The sequence below is a fragment of the Streptomyces sp. CB02959 genome (assembly GCF_002803155.1).
Taxonomy (GTDB): Bacteria; Actinomycetota; Actinomycetes; order Streptomycetales; family Streptomycetaceae; genus Streptomyces.
Map to the genome: position 1 here is coordinate 149,671 of NZ_NNBP01000020.1, position 17,594 is coordinate 167,264.

Sequence of the window (17,594 nt, forward strand, 5' to 3'; positions counted from 1 at the left end):
GCGGCCGCACCGCCCCCCGCTCCGGCCACCCGCCCCCGGCACCACGGCGCTCCCCTCAGCCGCCGCCTCATTCCGACGCACCCCCCGGCTCCCCCGCGCCCCCGGCTTCCACCGCACCGGCCCCACCGGCCCGGGCCCGTTCCCAGAACCCCGTGCAGAACCGCGCCAACGGCCCCCGCGCCCGCGCGCCGGGCACCCGCCCCCGGGCCAGGTCTTCCGGCAGCCCCGCCTCCCATGGGAGTTCACCCGCCAACGGCAGCCCCACCAAGCGCGCGACCTCCTCCGCCGTCGGCCCTCCGCCGCACCCCGGGCCGGGATGTCCACAGGCCACCGCCCGGAGGTCACGCAGCTCCGCCCGCACCCCGTCGGCCACCCGGCGCGCCGCCGCCACCGCCCGCAGCTCCGCCGGGACGAGCAGCAGCCCGACGTCCACCTGTGCCAGGGCCTCGGCCACCGTCCCGTCGACCCGGCGCGGCAGGTCCACGACCACCACGCCGCCGCGCCGCCGCGCCGCGGCCAGGACCGCCCGCATGGCCGGTGGCGGGATGGCCACCTCCGCTCCCCGGTCCCAGCTCAGCACCCGTAAGGAGTGCAGCCGGGGCAGCGACTCGGCGAGCGCGCCACCCGCCACCCGGCCGCGCGACTCGGCGAAGGCCGGCCACCGCAGCCCCTTCTCCTGCTCACCGCCGAGCAGGACGTCGAGCCCACCGCCCAGGGGATCACCGTCCACGAGCAAGGTGCGCTCCCCCACGCGGGCGGCGGTGACGGCCAACGCGGCCGCGAGCGTGCTCGCCCCGGATCCGCCGCGCCCGCCGATCACGCCGACCGTCAGGGCCGGCGGCCCCGCCCCCTCGACCGCGTCGGCGATCCGGTCCACCAGCCAGCGCTCGCCGTCGGGAAGGGCCAGCACCCGCTCCGCCCCGACCGCCACGGCCTGGCGCAACACGGCGACATCGTCCGCGTCCCGGCCGACGATGACGACGCCCGCACGGCGCCCGGTACCGGACAGCCGACCGGCGCAGTCCGCGCCGACGACCACCAGCGGCGCCGATTCCCAGTCCTGCGCGCGAAGGGGCGGGCGGTGCGCCACTTCGGGCAGCGCGCCGGCCGCCGCGCACAGCCGCAGGAGGTCGTCGAGGAGCTCTTCGTCCTCGGTGACCAGCAGCGGCCCGTCCCGCTCTTCACCGCTTCGCACCAGCTGGTCTGAAGTAGATGATCCGGACACGTTCTGTCCCCCTATCGCTACGCAACTCGCGCTTCCGCGAACTTCGCGGACTTTTACGGTGCAGCGATCGGGAAATCTCTGTGGATCTTGACCCAAAACTGTGGACAACTCCGCGGTTGTGAATATCCCCGTCACCTATTCCAGCGACGAACGGGCACTTCTGGGGCGCATGAGAAGCCTCCGCAGAGCAGCCCGACGACTACCCAGCGTGATGGCATATGCATGACAGAAGCGCGCGCCAACGGCACGCGGAATCCAGGCGAATCAAGGGTTCACGGCAGAAAAAGCGTCCGGACATGCGACGACCCCCGCCGGGGGGGAGAGCGGGGGTCGTCCCCACGGCCGACTCGGGGGGGGAGGAGTCGGACCGGGTTAGCACGGTCGCGAACGATCCGTGACTTCCATGGTGTACCCGAGAGCCTTCTCAGGCAAACCCACGCGCCACACCTTACGCCGAATGGTGGGCGCCTATGCTCGCCCCGTGGAAAACCACTCCGTGCCTCACTCGACTCCCCGTACTGCCGCGTTCTTCGACTTGGACAAGACCGTCATTGCAAAGTCGAGCACGCTGACCTTCAGCAAGTCCTTCTACCAAGGCGGCCTGATCAATCGGCGGGCCGTACTGCGCACCGCGTACGCCCAGTTCGTGTTCCTCGCGGGCGGCGCCGATCACGACCAGATGGAGCGGATGCGCGAATACCTCTCGTCGCTGTGCCGCGGCTGGGACGTGGCCCAGGTGCGGGAGCTCGTCGCCGAAACGCTGCACGATCTCATCGACCCGATCATTTACGACGAAGCCGCCTCGCTCATCGAGGAACACCACGCGGCCGGGCGGGACGTCGTCATCGTCTCCACCTCCGGCGCCGAGGTCGTCGAACCGATCGGCGAACTCCTGGGCGCAGACCGGGTGGTGGCCACCAGAATGGTGGTCGGCGACGACGGCCGCTTCACCGGAGAGGTGGAGTACTACGCCTACGGACCCACCAAAGCGGAGGCCGTCCGGGAACTCGCCGCGTCCGAGGGATACGACCTCCAGCGCTGCTACGCCTACAGCGATTCGATCACCGACGTGCCGATGCTGGAAACCGTCGGCAACCCCTGCGCGGTCAATCCGGACCGGGCGCTGCGGCGCGAGGCGACCGCCCGCGGCTGGCCGGTGGTCACCTTCAGCCGACCGGTCCCGCTCAAGAAGCGGCTGCCCGCGCTGGCGATGCCCTCCCGACCGGTGATCACCGCCGTCGCCGCGATCGGCGCGGCCGCCGCCACCGCGACCCTGGTCTGGTACGCGAGCCGCCGCAATACCGGAAAGAAACGACTTGCCGTATTGCCCGCATTTGCTGCGAAACGTAAAGATCTGGGAGCTGGGGTTCCGCTCACCCGCCACGAGTAGTACAAAGGACTTAACGGCCCGCGAGACCAAGGACATCCGAGAGGAACGCCTTTAACGCATCAAGAGGCCCACGGACCGACGCATGAATGCCGAGCACCCACGCGACGCCGACCCGTCGATTACGGGCCAGCCGCACCAGGTAAGCGGACAACGAATCCGACCTGATGGGCAGAAAACCGAGCACGCATGGTAACTGGGCGGACGTGCCAGCGGCGGTACCGAAGGGTTGGTACCGCCGCAACCCGTGTCAGGGACCGGGCACCGCGCCGTTACGCCGCACCGCGCTGCAGCGCCTCGCAGACCGCCGTGCTCTCCCGTACACCCAGCACGACCGCGCGCCCGCAGTGGGCGATCCACTCCGCCACGCCCTCCGGAGTGCCCGAGGCGTAGCCCTGGAGAGCCGCCACGTAGGCCGCGCTCCCCTGTTCCGCGTGGCCGACCTCGGCCGGACAGATCGACTTCGGGTCCAGACCGCTGCCGACCAGCACGATCCGCTCCGCCGCCCGCGCCACCAGCCCGTTGTACGAGCCGAAGGGCCGCAGCGCCAGCAGTTCCCCGTGCACCACCGCGGCCACCACCGGGGCGGGCGCCGCGGTGCCCGCCAGCAGGAGCCGCGACAGCCCGTCCAGTCGTCCGGCCACCTCGTCGGCGTCCGGCAGCGGCAGCTCGACCAGCGGCTCGTCCACCGGCTCGGCGCCCAGCCGCGGCCGGCCCACGGTGTCGTCGGCCGCGCCGCCGCCGGCCGCGACCAGGTGGAGTCGGGCCAGCACCCGCAGCGGCGACTGCCGCCAGACGCTCAGCAGTTGGCCCGCCTCGGCGGTCAGCCGCAGCGCCGCACCCACCGTGCGCGGCTCACCGCCGTCACCGAAGTCGGTGCGCCGCCGGATCTCTTCGAGGGCCCAGTCGGCCCCGGAGAGCGCCGCGGAGCCACGGGCTCCGCGCAGCGCCGCCTCGGCGGTGATCTCGATGCTGCGGCGCCGCATGATCCGGTGCCCGTAGACCCGGTCGACGGCCTTGCGGACGGAGTCCACGGAGTCCGCGACCCCCGGGAGCGACGCCAGGGCCGCGAGCGGGTCGTTGCTCACCTGGGGAGGTTCGGGGGACGTCCCCCGGGAGATTCCAGCCATGAGGACGACCCTACGCACCACCAGGCCGGACCCCTCGAAGGAGTGGTCTTCTTCACGTAAACCACTATCCGAGAGGTTGGCCACATCTACGCTTGCTGAATATGAAGATCGCTTTCGTAGGCAAGGGCGGCAGTGGCAAGACCACGCTGTCCTCCCTGTTCATCCGGCACCTCGCCGCGGCCCGGGTCCCCGTCATCGCGGTGGACGCCGACATCAACCAGCACCTGGGCGTCGCGCTCGGCATGGACGAGGCGGTGGCCGCCGCACTGCCCGCGATGGGCGCTCATCTCCCGTTGATCAAGGACTACTTGCGCGGCGGCAACCCCCGGATCCCGTCCAGCGAGACCATGATCAAGACGACCCCGCCCGGTGAGGGGTCGAGGCTGCTGCGGATCTGCGAGGACAACCCGGTCTACGACGCCTGCGCCCGGACCGCGCCCCTCGACGACGGGGCGGTGCGGCTGATGGCCACCGGCCCGTTCACCGAGGCCGACCTCGGCGTGGCCTGCTACCACTCCAAGGTCGGCGCGGTCGAGCTGTGCCTGAACCACCTCGTCGACGGCCGCGGGGAGTACGTCGTCGTCGACATGACCGCCGGGTCGGACTCCTTCGCCTCCGGGATGTTCACCCGCTTCGACATGACCTTCCTGGTCGCCGAGCCGACCCGTAAGGGCATCGCGGTCTACCGCCAGTACAAGGAGTACGCGCAGGACTTCGGCGTCCCGTTGAAGGTCGTCGGCAACAAGGTCCAGGGCGCGGACGACCTGGCGTTCCTGCGCGCCGAGGTGGGCGAGGACCTGCTGGTGTGCGTCGGCCAGTCCGACTGGGTGCGGGCCGTGGAGAAGGGCCGCCCGGCCCCCTTCGCCCTCCTGGAGGAGGCCAACCGCCGCGCCCTGGAGACGCTGCACGACACCGCCGACGCCTCCTACGAGCGCCGCGACTGGGAGCGCTACACGCGCCAGATGGTGCACTTCCACCTGAAGAACGCGGAGAGCTGGGGCAACGCCAAGACGGGGGCCGACCTGGCTGCCCAGGTCGACCCCGCGTTCGTGCTCTTCGAGGGGACCGCTACCCCGCAACCGGCATGATCCGGGCCGCCGGCGCCGGATCGGACGCTTCCGGGGTACCGGTGAGGTACGCCGCCCAGCCGTCCACCGGCGCCCGGCCCACCGGCAGGTCCTGGAGCCTGGCCAGCACCTCCGGGTCCTGCGCGTCCAGCCAGTCGCTCAACTGCTTGAAGCTGACGCAGCGCACGCCCTGACGGGGGCAGATCTCCTTGATCGCCTCCTCGACGGCCTTCATGTACGTGCCGCCGTTCCAGGACTCGAAGTGGTCGCCGACGAAGAGTGGCGCGCGGTTGCCCCGGTAGGCGCGCTCGAAGGCCTCCAGGAGGCCGTCGCGCATCTGAATGCCCCAGACGGCGTGCATCGCGCGGTTGCCGTGGGTGGTGCCGGACTGGTTGGCCAGGAAGTTGTAGTCCATCGACAGGGCCTCGAAGGCCCGGCCGGGGAACGGTATCGCCTGGAGCGGGAAGTCCCAGATGCCGTCGATCTTCTGCGGCCAGGTCTGCCTTCCGCCCGCCGAGCTGGCGTCGTAGCGGAAGCCCATCTCCTTGGCCGCGGGTATCAGGTTGCGCTGCCCCTCCAGACAGGGCGCGCGGCCGCCGACCAGCTCCTTGGCGTAGTCGAACGGGAGCGGTGGCTCGTTCCTGAGGCCGGAGTTGGTCTTCCAGTTCCGGACGAACGACACGGCCTGTTCGATCTCGCTGCGCCACTCCTCCGGCGTCCATCTGGCGACGCCGTTGCGGCCGCAGAAGTGGCCGTTGAAGTGGGTGCCTATCTCGTTGCCGTCCTCCCAGGCGCCGCGCATCTGGGCCACGGTGTCCTTGATCCCCTGGACGTCGTTGAAGCCGATCGCGGAGGAGCCGACCTCGTGGCCGGGCGGTGCGTAGAGCTCCGCCTTGTCGCTGGGGAGCATGTAGACGCCGCTGAGGAAGTACGTCATCGTCGCGCCGTACTTCTTGCCGACGGCGCGGAAGTGGGAGAACAGCTTCTGGCCGTCCTCGCCGGCGCCGTCCCAGGAGAACACCACGAACTGCGGTGGCCTCCTGCCCGGCGCGAGACGGGCGGGCCGGGGTTGGTGGGGCTGTGCCCCGGTGTACGCGGTGGAGCCGTCGCCTATGAGGCGGAGCAGGCGGACGGCCGGGGTCTTGCCGGGCGCCGCGCGCCCCTTGGTGGTGCTCGACGGGGGCCCATCCTGGGTCGCCGCGGCGCAGCCGGCTATCGCCGCCAGCGCCACCGCCGCCGCGATGTGCACCGTCGTCTTCGATATGACTGCCATCAGCCACCTCATTCCTGGCGCACAAGGCACCATGCCGATTAACCAGGACAAACCTGTCGATTCGCCTATATCCATTGACAGGCGAACAAAAAGGCACGGCGAAAGTCTTCTTATTCACTCGATAGTTGGAATGACTGCGCCATATGCCCGAAAAGCCTTCTCACGGTCTTTACGCATCATTACGATTCATTTACCGATGCTTGAGAGTCACCGGACCGTCGCCCACCGCGACGTCCGCCGGTCGGCTCGCTCCCGCCGCAGCACACCGCCGCCCCGCGGTCGCGCCCGAGGCCGACCGCGCCGCCCCGGAGGAGACGGGAATGACGCAGATCCAGAAGTCGCCGCAGCCGGCACCGGCCGAGCCGGCGCCCGGCCCCCCGACGCCCTCCGGGGCGGCACCCCACGAAAAGGAGACCGGCGCGGCATGGCGGCGGGACCTCTCGGCCTCGGTCGTGGTCTTCCTCCTGGCCGTACCGCTGTCACTGGGCATCGCCCTGGCCACCGGCGCCCCGCTCCAGGCCGGCCTGGTCGCCGCGGCGGTCGGCGGGATCGTCGCCGGACTCCTGGGCGGCGCCCCGCTCCAGGTGACCGGCGCCGCCACCGGCCTCCTGGTGGTCACCGCCGACCTCGTCCAGCGCTACGGCTGGCGCGCCACCTGCGCGATCACCGTCCTCGCCGGGCTGGCCCAACTCGCCCTCGGGGCACTGCGGGTGGCCCGCGCGGCGCTCGCCGTCAGCCCGGCGATCGTGCACGGCATGCTCGCCGGCATCGGTGTCACCATCGCCGTCGGGCAGCTCCATGTGGTGCTCGGCGGCAGCCCCGACAGCTCGGCCGTCGACAACGCCGTCGCGCTGCCCGGCCAGCTGGCGCATCCGCACACCGCCGCGCTGCTGATCGGGGCCGTCACGGTCGCCGTACTGGCCGGGTGGCCGCGGCTGCCGGGCCGGGCCGGGAAGTGGGCGCGGCTGGTGCCGGCGCCGCTGGCCGCGGTGCTCGCCGCGACGGCGGTCGGGATGGGGACGACCGTGCCGCGCGTCGAGCTGCCGTCCTGGCGGCTGCCCCAGCCGCCCGTACTCCCCGACGCCTCGCTCACCGCCGTCCTCACGGCCGTGCTGACGGTCACCCTCGTCGCCAGCATGGAGTCGCTGCTGTCCGCGGTGGCCGTGGACCGGCTCGCCGCCGAGCGGCCGGGGACTCCCCCCGGACGGCCGCGGCTCAACCGCGAACTGGCCGGTCAGGGGCTGGCCAACGTCGTCTCCGGCCTCCTGGGCGGCCTGCCCGTCTCCGGCGGCGCGATCCGCGGCTCGGCCAATGTGCGGGCCGGCGCGGCGACCCGCCGGGCGACCGTGCTGCACGGCGTCTGGGTGCTGCTCTGCGCGGGCCTGCTGGCCGGGGTGCTGGAGCTGATCCCGCTGGCCGCACTGGCCGCCCTGGTGATGGTCGTCGGCGTGCGGATGGTCAGCTTCGCGCACCTCAGGCATGTGCAGCGGCACCGCGAATTCCCGGTGTACGCGGCCACGTTGGGCGCGGTGGTGCTCTTCGGCGTACTGCTGGGCGTCCTGACCGGCATCACGGTCGGGATCTTCCTGGCACTGCGGCGGCTGACCCACACCCGGGTCGCGGTGACCGAGGAGTCCGGCCGCCACCGGGTGCGCGTCAGCGGCCAGTTGACCTTCCTGGCGGTGCCCCGGGTGACCCGGGCGCTGGCGCAGGTGCCGGCGGGCGCCGAGGCCGTCGTCGAGCTGTGCGGGTCGTTCATGGACCACGCCGCCTACGAGGCCCTGCAGTCCTGGGCGGCCACCCACCGGGCGACCGGGGGATCGGTGGCCCTCGGGGGCCGCTCGGGCCGCCCGATCGCCGAGCCGACCAGTACGCACGCCTGCCGGCCGTGGACGCCCTGGCGCAACCACCACTGCACCCGCCCCGCACCGGCCCGCACGGCGGACCACCGGAGCGGCGGCCAACTGCTGGGCGGCGTCAGCGCGTTCCAGCGGCACACCGCCCCCCTGGTGCGCGAGGAGCTGGCCCGGCTGGCGCGGGAGGGCCAGCGCCCCACCCAGCTCTTCCTGACCTGCGCCGACTCCCGACTGGTGACGAGCATGATCACGTCGAGCGGACCGGGTGACCTGTTCACCGTGCGCAACGTCGGCAATCTGATGCCGCCGCCCGGCTCGGACGCCTCCTGCGACTCCGTGGCCGCCGCGGTCGAGTACGCGGTCGAGGTGCTGCGGGTCGAGTCGATCACGGTCTGCGGGCACTCGGGCTGCGGCGCCATGGCGGCGCTGCTCGACGCGGCCGGTTCCCCACCATCGTCCGAAGGGGCCACCCCGCTCACCCGCTGGCTGCGGCACGGCCACCCGAGCCTGGCCCGTATGGCGCGGATCGGGCGGCTGGGCAGGGGCGAAGTCGCCCTCGCCGGGCGGCCGGTGGCCGACGACCAGGAGCGGCTGGCGCTGGTCAACGTCCGGCAGCAGCTCGATCACCTGCGCGCACACCCGTGCGTCGCCCGCCGGATGGCCGAGGGCACCCTCACCCTGCACGGCATGTACTTCCACGTCGCCGAGGCCCAGGCGTACCTGCTGGACGAGTCCGGCGGGCGGTTCCGGGCGGTGCGCGCCGACGTCCCGGCGATCGGGGTCTGACCTGCGCGGGGACACCCGAACGGCCCTATGAGGGGCCGAATTCAGACAGGTCTACACCAATAGTTGTCCACAGCCCTTGTCAGGGTCGGTCGCGGGCTGATGAGCTATGGCCCGGGACACATCGCACGCCCTGGGAATGGGAGATGTCGTGAGCAACGAAAGCCTGGCCAACCTCTTGAAGGAGGAGCGGCGGTTCGCACCGCCCGCCGAGCTGGCCGCGGACGCCAACGTCACGGCCGCCGCGTACGAAGAGGCCGCGGCGGACCGGCTGGGCTTCTGGGCCGAGCAGGCCAAACGCCTGACCTGGGAGACCGAGCCCACCGAGACCCTCGACTGGTCCAATCCGCCGTTCGCGAAGTGGTTCGCCGACGGCAAGCTGAACGTCGCCTACAACTGCGTGGACCGCCACGTGGAGAACGGCCTCGGCGACCGGGTCGCGATCCACTTCGAGGGCGAGCCGGGCGACAGCCGGGCGATCACCTACGCCGAACTCCAGCGCGAGGTCTCCAAGGCCGCCAACGCCCTGGTCGAGCTGGGCGTTCAGACCGGCGACCGGGTCGCCATCTACATGCCGATGATCCCGGAAACGGTGATCTCCATGCTGGCCTGCGCCCGGCTGGGCGCACCGCACTCCGTCGTCTTCGGCGGATTCTCCGCGGACGCGCTGGCGACGCGGATCGACGACGCGGACGCCCGGGTGGTGATCACCTCCGACGGCGGCTACCGCCGCGGCAAGCCGTCCGCCCTCAAGCCGGCCGTGGACGAGGCGCTGACCAAGCCCGGTACGGACCACGTCCGCAGCGTGCTGGTGGTCCGCCGCACCGGCCAGGACGTCGACTGGACCGAGGGCCGGGACGTGTGGTGGCACGATCTGGTCGAGCGCCAGAGCGAGCAGCACACCCCCGAGGCGTTCGACGCCGAGCACCCGCTGTTCATCCTCTACACCTCCGGGACGACGGGTAAGCCCAAGGGCATCCTGCACACCACCGGCGGCTACCTCACCCAGGTCTCGTACACCCACCACGCGGTCTTCGACCTGAAGCCGGAGACCGACGTCTTCTGGTGCACCGCCGACGTCGGCTGGGTCACGGGCCACTCGTACATCACCTACGGCCCGCTCTCCAACGGCGCCACCGAGGTGCTCTACGAAGGCACCCCGGACACCCCGCACCAGGGCCGCTGGTGGGAGATCGTCCAGAAGTACGGCGTGACGATCCTGTACACCGCGCCGACCGCGATCCGCGCCTGCATGAAGTGGGGCGACGACATCCCGGCGAAGTTCGACCTGTCGTCGCTGCGCCTCCTGGGGTCGGTGGGCGAGCCGATCAACCCCGAGGCGTGGATCTGGTACCGCAAGCACATCGGCGCGGACCGGACGCCGATCGTCGACACCTGGTGGCAGACCGAGACCGGCGCGATGATGCTCAGCCCGCTGCCGGGCGTGACGGAGACCAAGCCCGGTTCGGCGCAGGTGCCGCTGCCCGGTATCGCCGCCACGGTGGTCGACGACGACGCGCACGAGGTGCCCGACGGCGCCGGCGGCTATCTCGTGCTCACCGAGCCCTGGCCGTCGATGCTGCGCACCATCTGGGGCGACGACCAGCGCTACCTGGACACCTACTGGTCCCGCTTCCAGGGCATGTACTTCGCCGGCGACGGCGCCAAGAAGGACGAGGACGGCGACATCTGGCTGCTGGGCCGGGTGGACGACGTGATGCTGGTGTCCGGCCACAACATCTCCACCACCGAGGTGGAGTCCGCGCTGGTCTCGCACCCGAAGGTGGCCGAGGCCGCGGTGGTCGGCGCCACCGACCCGCAGACGACCCAGGCCATCTGCGCCTTCGTCATCCTGCGCGGCGGTGCGGCCGAGGACGAGGGGCTCGTCGACGAGCTCCGCGCCCACGTCGGCCAGCAGCTCGGCCCGATCGCCAAGCCCAAGCGGATCATGCCGGTCGCGGAGCTGCCCAAGACCCGCTCCGGCAAGATCATGCGGCGGCTGCTGCGCGACGTCGCCGAGAACCGCGCCCTCGGCGATGTCACCACGCTCACCGACTCCTCCGTCATGGACCTGATCCAGGCGAAGCTGCCGAGCGCGGCCAGCGAGGACTGACGCGCCGGGCGTCGGCCGGCGCCGCGACCCCGCGGCGCAGCACGCAGGCGTGCAGGCGTGCAGGCATGCAGGCATGCAGCGCGCCGACGCGCGCACGGAGGGGCACCGGGCCATCGCGTCCGGTGCCCCTCCGGCGTTCCCTCCCGGGCGGGCCGGGCCCTGCCTTCCCGGCGGCCGGGAGCCCGAAATGCCCGTAAAGTTAAGCCCACGCATTAACCCCTTGCACCCACCCGGTAGGGTTAGGGAGGCGTCAACGAGACGCTAAGAAACTCTGGGTGCGCCGGGAAGTCTGGTCGGCAACTGCTAAAGCCGTTCTCAGCTGCCGGAGGTCATCGCGTGACTGCGCCCAGCAACCGCCGTTCCATATTCCTCGGCAGAATGCCGCTACCGGAGCGGAACTTCATCGCCGAGGCACTGCGCGCCGAAACCGTCGGCGGTGTCCTCCTCCTCGCCGCCGCCATCGCCGCCCTGATCTGGGCCAACACGCTCGGCGGCAGCTATGAGGCGGTCCGCGGCCTGCACCTCGGCCCGGCCTCGCTCGGCCTGGACCTCTCCCTCCAGCACTGGGCCGCCAACGGCCTGCTCGCGATCTTCTTCTTCGTGGCCGGTATCGAGCTCAAGCGCGAACTGGTCGCCGGCGAACTCCGCGACCGCAAGGCCGCCGCCCTCCCCGTGATCGCCGCGATCTGCGGCATGGCGACCCCGGCCCTCGTCTACTTCGCCGTCAACGCCGCCGACGGCGGCTCCCTCAAGGGCTGGGCGGTCCCCACCGCCACCGACATCGCCTTCGCGCTCGCCGTCCTCGCGGTCATCGGCACCTCCCTGCCGTCCGCGCTGCGCGCCTTCCTGCTCACCCTCGCCGTCGTCGACGACCTCTTCGCGATCCTGATCATCGCGATCTTCTTCACCTCGAAGCTCAACTTCCTCGCCCTCGGCCTGTCCGTCGCCGGCCTGGCGCTCTTCTACCTCCTGCTGCGCAAGGGGGTCCGCGGTTGGTACGTGTACGTACCGCTCGGCGTGGTGATCTGGGCCCTGATGGAGAACAGCGGCGTGCACGCCACCATCGCCGGCGTCGCCATGGGCCTGATGCTGCGCTGCCACCGCCGCGACGGCGAGGACCAGTCCCCCGGCGAGCACATCGAGCACCTGGTCCGCCCGCTGTCGGCGGGGCTGGCGGTGCCGCTGTTCGCGCTCTTCTCCGCGGGGGTGTCCATATCCGGCGGCGCGGTCCACGACGTCTTCACCCGACCGGAGACGCTGGGTGTGGTCCTCGGCCTGATAGTGGGCAAGGCGGTGGGGATATTCGGCGGCACCTGGTGCACCGCCCGCTTCACCCGGGCCGAGCTCAACCCCGACCTGAAGTGGCCGGACGTCTTCGGCGTCGCCGCCTTGGCCGGCATCGGCTTCACCGTCTCCCTGCTCATCGGCGAACTCGCCTTCGCGGGCGACTCCGTCCTGACCGACGAGATCAAGGCGTCGGTGCTGATCGGCTCGCTGCTCGCGGCCGTCTTCGCGGGCATCCTCCTCAAGATCCGCAACAACAAGTACCGGCGCCTGTGCGACGAGGAGGAGCGGGACGAGGACCAGGACGGCATCCCCGACGTCTACGAACTGGGGCAGCCCGCGTACCACTTGCGAATGGCCGCGATCCACGAGGCGAAGGCCGCGGAACACCGCCGGCTTGCCGAAATGGCTGCCGGCGGCCGCTCCGGGGACGATGGTCCGGCATGATCTGAGAGGCTTTGCATCCAGGAGAAGAGAAGAGGGAGACCGCGATGAGCGCAGCCGACGACGGTGCGGACCGCAGCCTCGGGCAGCTGGTGGCCACGGCGACCGCGGAGATGTCCGCGCTGGTGCACGACGAGATCGCACTGGCCAAGGCGGAACTCCGGCAGGACGCCAAGCGGGCGGGCATCGGCAGTGCCGCGTTCGTCGTGGCGGGCGCGCTGGCGCTGTTCGCGCTGCCGGTGCTGAGTTTCGCGGCGGCCTACGGCATCCACAACCTCGGCCTCGGCCTCGCCTGGTCCTTCCTGATCGTGGGCGGCGCCTTCCTGGTCATCGCCGCGCTGCTGATCCTGATCGCGATGGCCAAGATCAAGAAGATCAAGAAGCCGGAGAAGTCGATCGCCTCCGCCAAGGAGACCGCGGCCGTACTGCAGAAGGCCCGGCCGCACCCGCGTCCGGCGGACTCGGACCACCCGGTCCTGGAGTCTGTGACACGCTCGTCGGTATGACAGCCCCTGACAGCACCGCCTCGGTCGTGCGGCTCGACCTCCCGGACGGGACCGAGGTGACACACCGGGACGTCGCGGCCAACGGCGCCCGCTTCCACATCGCCGAGATGGGCGACGGGCCCCTCGTGCTGCTGCTGCACGGCTTCCCGCAGTTCTGGTGGACCTGGCGCCACCAGCTGCCCGCACTGGCCGACGCGGGCTTCCGCGCGGTCGCCATGGACCTGCGGGGCGTCGGCGGCAGCGACCGCACCCCGCGCGGCTACGACCCGGCGAACCTCGCCCTCGACATCACCGGCGTCATCCGCTCCCTGGGTGAGCCGGACGCCGCGCTGGTCGGGCACGATCTGGGCGGCTACCTCGCCTGGACGGCCGCGGTGATGCGGCCCAAGCTGGTCCGCCGGCTCGCGGTGTCCTCGATGCCGCACCCGCGGCGCTGGCGGGCCGCGATGCTCGCCGACGTCCGCCGCAGCTCGCACATCTGGAGCTTCCAGCGGCCCTGGCTGCCCGAGCGCGCGCTGACCGCGGACGACGGGGCCCTGGTGGGCCGGATGATCCGCGACTGGTCCGGGCCGCAGCTCCCCGAGGACGAGACCGTCGAGGTCTACCAGCGGGCGATGGCCATCCCCTCGACGGCGCACTGCTCGATCGAGCCGTACCGCTGGATGGTGCGCTCGATGGCCCGCCCCGACGGCCTCCAGTTCAACCGCCGGATGAAGCTGCCCGTACGGGTCCCCACCCTGCATCTGCACGGCTCCCTGGACCCCGTGATGCGCACCCGCAGCGCCGCCGGCTCCGGCGAGTACGTCGAAGCCCCCTACCGCTGGCGGCTCTTCGACGGCCTGGGCCACTGGCCGCACGAGGAGGACCCGGCGGCCTTCTCCACCGAACTGATCAACTGGCTGAAGGACCCCGAACCGGACCGCTGAGGGCCCCGCGGACCCACGCCCGTCCCCCGTCCCCCCACCGGCACCGCACGGCGACCGGCCCGCTCCACCACGTCATACGAACGCTCGTCTGACGAACAGCCAATTGCCTCCCGCATAGGCCGATTGGCCCTCTCCGAGGCGGTTACGGACCTTGGGCCACGGGCAGAGTCGAGGGTATGGGCTGGACGCACGACTACCGTGACGTGGCACGCAACCGCCGCAGCAGTGCCGCTGCAGTGGGCACGCAGGACAGGGGTACCCCGGATCTCGGATCCGACGGGTCCCCCGATCCGGCGCACCCGATGGGCATCCCCCGCATCCTGCGCCGCAGAGCGCGGTGGATGAGCGCACGGTTGCGCCATCCCCGAGGCTGACCCGAGGCGCTCCCCCTTGCGCGGCCTCCGGGCCGCGTCCCGTCCGCAGCGGATCGGTTCGCGGCTCGCGCCCGGACTCAGATGGCGCAGCCCTGGGTGTCGACCGGCCGGCTCGCGGTCCGTCCCCGGACGGCGTCCTGCCGGACCTCGTCGGCCGTCAGCGCGTAGCCGGTGTGGGCGTCGTCCCTCGACTTGGCGAAGACCACGCCGTAGACGTCACCCTGGGGCGTGAGCAGCGGACCGCCGGAGTTGCCCTCCCGGACCGTGGCGTAGAGCGAGTAGACGTCGCGGCCGACCGTGCCCCGGTGGTAGATGTCGGCGCCGTCGGCCTTGATACGGCCGCGGATCCGGGCCGGGCGGACGTCGTAGCCGCCGTTCTCCGGGAAGCCCGCGACGATGGCGCTCTTGCCGCTGGCGGCGTCCTTGTCGGCGAACTTCAGCACCGGGGCGCGGAGCTGCGGGACGTCCAGCACGGCGATGTCGCGCTCCCAGTCGTAGAGCACGACCTTGGCGTTCACCGGGATCCCCTCGCCGCCGACCTGGACCGTCGGGTCGCTGACGCCGCCGACGACGTGCGCGTTGGTCATCACGCGGTGCGGGGCGAAGACGAAGCCGGTGCCTTCGAGGATCTTGCCGCAGCTGGGCGCGCGTCCGACGATCTTGACGATGCTGTGCCGGGCGTCCGCCGCCACGGGGCCGTTGGCCAGGCCCGGGTCCGGCGGGCGGACCGGCCGGATCGGCTCGTTGGAGAACGGCGTGAAGACCTGCGGGAAGCCGTTCTGCGCCAGCGCCGAGGAGAAGTCCGCGAACCAGGTGCTGGCCTGCGGCGGCATGACCTGGGACACCCCGAGCAGCACCTTGGAGTTGCGGACCTCCTTGCTGAGCGTCGGCAGCGACGTGCCGGCCAGCGCCGAGCCGATCAGCCAGGCGACCAGCAGCATCGCCAGGACGTTGACCAGCGCCCCGCCGGTGGCGTCCAGCGCCCGCGCCGGGGTCCAGGTGATGTGGCGGCGGAGTTTGTTGCCGAGGTGGGTGGTGAGTGCTTGGCCCACCGAGGCGCAGACGATCACGATGGCGACCGCCGCGATCACCGCGAAGGTGCCTGGTTTGGCGTCGTCGGTGACCCCGTTCCAGATCACCGGCAGCACGTAGACCGCGATCAGACCTCCCCCGAGGAAGCCGATCACGGACAGGATGCCGACAAGGAAGCCTTGCCGGTAACCGACGATCGCGAACCACACGGCCGCGATCAGCAGCAGGATGTCCAGGACGTTCACGCCGGACACCGTCTCACGAGCGCCAGTCGAGCGGGACCTGCTTGCCGCGGTCCCATGCGACTTCCCAGCCCGCGTAGTGCAGGATCCGGTCGATCACCCCGGCGGTGAAACCCCAGACCAGCGCATCCTCGACGAGGAAGGCGGGGCCGACGTGGCCGCTGGGGTGACGGGTGGTGACCCGGTGTGCCGGGTCCGTGAGATCCGCCACGGGAACCGTGAAGACCCGCGCGGTCTCCCCCCGGTCCACCACGCCCACCGGACTCGGCACCCGCCACCACCCCAGCACGGGCGTCACGACGAAACCGCTGACGGGGATGTAGAGCCGCGGCAGCACCCCGAAGACCTGGACCCCGGACGGGTCGAGCCCGGTCTCCTCCTCGGCCTCCCGCAGCGCCGCGCGGACCGGACCCGGCCCGTCCGGGTCGCCGTCCTGCGGATCGAGGGACCCACCGGGGAACGAGGGCTGCCCGGCGTGCGAGCGCAGGGTGCCGGCGCGCTCCATCAGGAGCAGTTCGGGCCCGCGGGCGCCGTGCCCGAAGAGGATCAGGACGGCGGACTGCCGGCCGCCGTCCTTCGGCGGCAGGAAGCTGCTGAGCTGGCGCGGCTCTATCGTCGCGGCCGCACGGGCCACCGGAGCCAGCCACCCGGGCAGGCCCTCGGACGTGACCGCGACCTCCCGCTCGGCCGCCGTCCGGCGGGGAACCGTCGTCTCGTCGTACTGCTCCCGTGCACTCGTCATCCGCGCCCCCTTGAGGCTTACGTCGATGGGTCGGTCCCCCTGTGGGGTCGTGCTCGCTGCCGCCGCCCTATGAGGCCGCCAGCGGGCGCGCGGGCTGCCCCGGGTAGTCGGTGGGCGGCTTCAGGCGCTGCCCGGGCTGACCGCCGAGCTCGTACTTGAGCAGCTTCTTCGCCTTCTCCGGGTCGGTCTCGCCCTCGCCGTACGAGGGGCACAGCGGGGCGATGGGGCAGGCCCCGCAGGCGGGCTTGCGGGAGTGGCAGACCCGGCGGCCGTGGAAGACCACCCGGTGCGAGAGCATCGTCCACTCGCTCTTGGGGAAGATCTCGGCGACGTCGGCCTCGACCTTCTCGGCGTCCTGCGCGGTCGTCCAGCCGAAGCGGCGGGCCAGCCGGCCGAAGTGCGTGTCCACGGTGATGCCGGGGACGCCGAAGGCGTTGCCGAGCACCACGTTGGCGGTCTTGCGGCCGACACCGGGGAGCGTGACGAGGTCCTCCAGGCGGCCGGGCACCTCGCCGCCGAAACGGTCGCGCAGCGCGGTGGAGAGCCCGATCAGGGACTTCGCCTTGGCCCGGAAGAAGCCGGTGGGGCGGATCAGCTCCTCCAGCTGCTCCGGCGGGATCGCGGCCATGTCCTCGGGCGTGGGGCAGGCCGCGAAGAGCCGGGGGGTGGTCTGGTTGACCCGCAGGTCGGTGGTCTGGGCGGACAGGACCGTCGCGACCAGCAGCTCGAAGGGGTTGGTGAAGTCCAGCTCCGGGTGGGCGTACGGATACAGCTCGGCCAGCTCGCGGTTGATCCGGCGGGCCCGGCGCACCATGGCGACCCGGGACTCGGGCTTGCGGGCGGGGGCCGCCTCCTTGGCGGGGGCCGCGCTCTTGGCGGCCGCCTTCTCGGCCACGGCCGTCTTCTTCGCGGTGGTGGTCTTCGCGGCGGTGGTCGTCTTCGTCGCGGCCTTCTTGGCGACCGTCTTCTTCGCCGCGGTCTTCGTCGTCGCGGTCTTCGTCGTCGCGGGCTTCGTCGTCGCGGGCTTCTTCACCGCGGTCTTCTTCACCGCGGTCTTCTTCGCCGCCGGCTTCGCGGGGGTCTCGTTCACGGCCGCCTCCTCCGCCTCGGAACGCGACGCGCCGGTCGCGGGCGCCGTCGGCTTCCGCGCGGCCGTCACCCCGGAAGGCGATTTGATACTTTTGTCGGTAATCGAGGCGCCTGCGGGCAG

Annotated in this window: 14 protein-coding genes; 8 read left to right on the plus strand and 6 right to left on the minus strand. The window is 71.7% G+C overall.

Features of this window, described 5'->3' with window-relative positions; genetic code table 11:
• Positions 1-67: 67 nt before the first annotated feature.
• The gene (gene ssd / locus CG747_RS29265) at positions 68-1,225 is read right to left on the minus strand and encodes a septum site-determining protein Ssd (protein ID WP_100604844.1); all 1,158 of its coding nucleotides are present in this window, start codon (positions 1,223-1,225) and stop codon (positions 68-70) included.
• Positions 1,226-1,682: 457 nt separating this feature from the next.
• Here ssd and CG747_RS29270 point away from each other — a divergent pair, with 457 nt between their 5' ends.
• Complete coding sequence (locus CG747_RS29270; RefSeq protein WP_100604845.1) at positions 1,683-2,615, plus strand: HAD family phosphatase; 933 nt, start codon at positions 1,683-1,685, stop codon at positions 2,613-2,615.
• A gap of 269 nt (positions 2,616-2,884) precedes the next feature.
• On the opposite strand, the gene CG747_RS29275 is transcribed toward CG747_RS29270, so the two are convergent.
• Positions 2,885-3,742: an oxidoreductase gene (locus tag CG747_RS29275; protein WP_100604846.1), complete on the minus strand. Its 858-nt coding sequence runs from the start codon at positions 3,740-3,742 to the stop codon at positions 2,885-2,887.
• Positions 3,743-3,843: 101 nt separating this feature from the next.
• Here CG747_RS29275 and CG747_RS29280 point away from each other — a divergent pair, with 101 nt between their 5' ends.
• The gene (locus CG747_RS29280) at positions 3,844-4,830 is read left to right on the plus strand and encodes an ATP-binding protein (protein WP_100604847.1); all 987 of its coding nucleotides are present in this window, start codon (positions 3,844-3,846) and stop codon (positions 4,828-4,830) included.
• Here the strand turns inward: CG747_RS29280 and CG747_RS29285 are convergent.
• Positions 4,811-6,082, minus strand: coding sequence for a hypothetical protein (locus tag CG747_RS29285; RefSeq protein ID WP_100604848.1), 1,272 nt, complete (start codon positions 6,080-6,082; stop codon positions 4,811-4,813). The genes CG747_RS29280 and CG747_RS29285 overlap by 20 nt on opposite strands.
• 320 nt (positions 6,083-6,402) lie before the next feature.
• Between CG747_RS29285 and CG747_RS29290 the strand changes: the two genes are divergently transcribed.
• From CG747_RS29290 to CG747_RS49875, 6 genes are all read left to right on the plus strand, one after another.
• Positions 6,403-8,724: a SulP family inorganic anion transporter gene (locus CG747_RS29290; RefSeq protein ID WP_100604849.1), complete on the plus strand. Its 2,322-nt coding sequence runs from the start codon at positions 6,403-6,405 to the stop codon at positions 8,722-8,724.
• Between the two features lie 148 nt (positions 8,725-8,872).
• Positions 8,873-10,834 (plus strand): acetate--CoA ligase, encoded by a 1,962-nt coding sequence (acs, locus tag CG747_RS29295; protein ID WP_100604932.1) that lies wholly within the window; start codon positions 8,873-8,875, stop codon positions 10,832-10,834.
• A 336-nt stretch (positions 10,835-11,170) separates the two neighbouring features.
• A complete protein-coding gene (gene nhaA / locus CG747_RS29300; RefSeq protein WP_100604850.1) occupies positions 11,171-12,565 on the plus strand; it encodes a Na+/H+ antiporter NhaA in 1,395 nt (464 codons plus the stop codon).
• Between the two features lie 44 nt (positions 12,566-12,609).
• Complete coding sequence (locus CG747_RS29305) at positions 12,610-13,068, plus strand: phage holin family protein (RefSeq protein WP_100604851.1); 459 nt, start codon at positions 12,610-12,612, stop codon at positions 13,066-13,068.
• The gene (locus CG747_RS29310; RefSeq protein WP_100604852.1) at positions 13,065-13,994 is read left to right on the plus strand and encodes an alpha/beta fold hydrolase; all 930 of its coding nucleotides are present in this window, start codon (positions 13,065-13,067) and stop codon (positions 13,992-13,994) included. Before CG747_RS29305 ends, CG747_RS29310 begins: the two co-directional genes overlap by 4 nt.
• Before the next feature lie 176 nt (positions 13,995-14,170).
• Positions 14,171-14,368: a hypothetical protein gene (locus tag CG747_RS49875; protein ID WP_100604853.1), complete on the plus strand. Its 198-nt coding sequence runs from the start codon at positions 14,171-14,173 to the stop codon at positions 14,366-14,368.
• A gap of 77 nt (positions 14,369-14,445) precedes the next feature.
• Here the strand turns inward: CG747_RS49875 and CG747_RS29320 are convergent, their stop codons facing one another.
• From CG747_RS29320 to nth, 3 genes are all read right to left on the minus strand, one after another.
• On the minus strand, positions 14,446-15,645 hold the full coding sequence (locus CG747_RS29320) for a MarP family serine protease (RefSeq protein ID WP_100604854.1): 1,200 nt from the start codon (positions 15,643-15,645) through the stop codon (positions 14,446-14,448).
• 13 nt (positions 15,646-15,658) lie between these two features.
• Positions 15,659-16,384 carry a CoA pyrophosphatase gene (locus CG747_RS29325; RefSeq protein WP_100604855.1) on the minus strand — a complete coding sequence of 242 codons (726 nt, stop codon included), beginning with the start codon at positions 16,382-16,384 and terminating at the stop codon, positions 15,659-15,661.
• Between the two features lie 67 nt (positions 16,385-16,451).
• Complete coding sequence (nth, locus tag CG747_RS29330) at positions 16,452-17,474, minus strand: endonuclease III (RefSeq protein ID WP_100604933.1); 1,023 nt, start codon at positions 17,472-17,474, stop codon at positions 16,452-16,454.
• Positions 17,475-17,594 lie beyond the last annotated feature (120 nt).

Bases quoted from the DNA above. Each gene is read 5' to 3' on its own strand.
- CG747_RS29270 (WP_100604845.1), top strand. From the start codon at position 1,683: ATGGTGGGCGCCTATGCTCGCCCCGTGGAAAACCACTCCGTGCCTCAC.
- CG747_RS29325 (WP_100604855.1), bottom strand. From the start codon at position 16,384: ATGACGAGTGCACGGGAGCAGTACGACGAGACGACGGTTCCCCGCCGG.
- CG747_RS29275 (WP_100604846.1), bottom strand. From the start codon at position 3,742: ATGGCTGGAATCTCCCGGGGGACGTCCCCCGAACCTCCCCAGGTGAGC.
- CG747_RS49875 (WP_100604853.1), top strand. From the start codon at position 14,171: ATGGGCTGGACGCACGACTACCGTGACGTGGCACGCAACCGCCGCAGC.
- CG747_RS29290 (WP_100604849.1), top strand. From the start codon at position 6,403: ATGACGCAGATCCAGAAGTCGCCGCAGCCGGCACCGGCCGAGCCGGCG.
- CG747_RS29310 (WP_100604852.1), top strand. From the start codon at position 13,065: ATGACAGCCCCTGACAGCACCGCCTCGGTCGTGCGGCTCGACCTCCCG.
- CG747_RS29305 (WP_100604851.1), top strand. From the start codon at position 12,610: ATGAGCGCAGCCGACGACGGTGCGGACCGCAGCCTCGGGCAGCTGGTG.
- CG747_RS29285 (WP_100604848.1), bottom strand. From the start codon at position 6,082: ATGGCAGTCATATCGAAGACGACGGTGCACATCGCGGCGGCGGTGGCG.
- CG747_RS29280 (WP_100604847.1), top strand. From the start codon at position 3,844: ATGAAGATCGCTTTCGTAGGCAAGGGCGGCAGTGGCAAGACCACGCTG.